Origin of the sequence: uncultured Methanofollis sp. (genome assembly GCF_937919355.1) — an archaeon.
In the GTDB taxonomy this organism is placed as follows: Archaea; Halobacteriota; Methanomicrobia; order Methanomicrobiales; family Methanofollaceae; genus Methanofollis.
The window spans coordinates 1-1,627 of sequence record NZ_CALFSA010000010.1; the positions used below are offsets into that span (position 1 = coordinate 1).

The following is a 1,627-nucleotide window of genomic DNA, read 5'->3' on the forward strand; positions in this document are numbered from 1 at the left end:
GTGGGATGCGTTGCACTGTACCATACAGAAAAGATGTGCCGTCTCTCTATATCAAGGGGGGCAACAGGACTCTATCTCCCGGTGCCTGAACACCGGCAGGCCTGTGACCGATTTATGCGTGGACGATCCGGGCGTGATCGTCTCTGGAGAGGGAGTGCCCGCCTTCTCCTTTCCCTGTCGCCGTCATGACAGCGTCGATCAACTTCTGGAAGAAACTGTCGCCATCTCCGATCTTCTTGATGACCAGGTCCGCTCCTGCGGTCCGGGCGCGGGAGGACACGTCGCCGTGCCTTCCGCCGGTGATCAGGATATAGGGAAGGTCCATCCCGCGGTACCTCGCCTCGTTGAGGAGGCTGATGCCGTCCATCTCCGGCATCTCGAAATCAGAGATGCAGACATCGAAGTGTTCGTTCTCCATCCGGTGCAGGGCCTCGCGGCCTTCTCGGGCGAGAGTGGTCTTGATCTCACCTGTTGCTTCCAGGAAAAGTCCTATCACATTCAGGAGGGCGGGATCGTCGTCCACGACGAGGACCCGGATCTGGCCATTTGTGGGTGGGGACATCAGGGGGTAGTTATTGTGACACATATATAATTCTATCTATAATCCGGGAGTCATGGTCTCGGAATATACTCCCTGTATGGTTCCAGCCCCGGAAAAAAATCGATAATATCCGGATAAATCGTGATATCCATTGTATGAGATATGTGCTGACGAAAATTCTGGTAGTTTTCGTATGGTTTATCTCCTATCATGTCTCCTGTATCATGTATGGTACGAAATGTCATCCTGGGCGCTATCGCTCTCCTCTGTTGCGCCTGCATCCTTGGTGCCGGTTGCACCACGACCGGGCCGGCCCAGACGAACACAACCACTCCGGTACCGGTGAACACGACCCCCCCGGTGCCCGTGAACACCACCGCTCCTGTCACCCCGACGGAGACCGGCACCGTCATCGGCATGCCGAACCCGGCCGCCGTGTGGTGCCAGGAGCAGGGCTACACCTCTGAGACCAGGAAAGATGCGGCCGGCAACGAGTACGGCGTCTGCATCTTCGGCAACGGCACGGAGGCCGACGAGTGGGCGGTCTACCGTGCGGCAATGGGAGCCTACAACGAGACGGCGAACGGGACCGCGGTCAACGCCACGGTCGGCGACATCGTCGGTGTCAGGCTGAAGGAGAACCCGACGACCGGGTACAGCTGGAATGTGACCCTCTCTGCGGGCCTGACCCTCCTGAACGACACCTACACCGTCGACCCCCACCCTGAGGGCATGGTCGGCGTGGGCGGCACCCACCTCTGGCTTGTGCGTGCCGACGCCGCGGGGAACCAGACCTTCTCCGGGATCTACAAGCGCCCCTGGGAGAACGCGACCGAGACCGAGGACACCTTCCTGCTGACGCTGAAGGTTGCCTGATCCCCTCTTCCTTTTTTTATAATCCGTCTGGATTTTTCGCCGTCAGTGCGGCGCACTCGGCGAGATACTCTCCTGCCGCGGCGAGGAACCCCTCTTTCTCGGCATAGAACTCCCGTGCAAGGAGGAAGATCCGTGCGGCGTCCCCCACCGCCGTGTGCGGAGTGATCCTGTCGTCATAGACATCGGGCACCGGGTACCGGTAGTGGCGGG

Annotated in this window: 2 protein-coding genes and 1 pseudogene; 1 reads left to right on the top strand and 2 read right to left on the bottom strand. The window is 59.6% G+C overall.

Going from position 1 to position 1,627, the window contains the following annotated elements; translation table 11 throughout:
- Positions 1-112: 112 nt before the first annotated feature.
- Positions 113-562 (bottom strand): response regulator, encoded by a 450-nt coding sequence (locus Q0520_RS00490; protein WP_298665261.1) that lies wholly within the window; start codon positions 560-562, stop codon positions 113-115.
- A gap of 207 nt (positions 563-769) precedes the next feature.
- Here Q0520_RS00490 and Q0520_RS00495 point away from each other — a divergent pair, with 207 nt between their 5' ends.
- Positions 770-1,417, top strand: a complete 648-nt coding sequence (locus tag Q0520_RS00495) for a protease inhibitor I42 family protein (protein ID WP_298665264.1) — start codon at positions 770-772, stop codon at positions 1,415-1,417.
- Positions 1,418-1,433: 16 nt separating this feature from the next.
- Here Q0520_RS00495 and Q0520_RS00500 read toward each other — a convergent pair.
- A pseudogene (locus Q0520_RS00500) lies at positions 1,434-1,627 on the bottom strand (hypothetical protein); the annotation flags it as partial.

Bases quoted from the DNA above. Each gene is read 5' to 3' on its own strand.
- Q0520_RS00490 (WP_298665261.1), bottom strand. From the start codon at position 562: ATGTCCCCACCCACAAATGGCCAGATCCGGGTCCTCGTCGTGGACGAC.
- Q0520_RS00495 (WP_298665264.1), top strand. From the start codon at position 770: ATGGTACGAAATGTCATCCTGGGCGCTATCGCTCTCCTCTGTTGCGCC.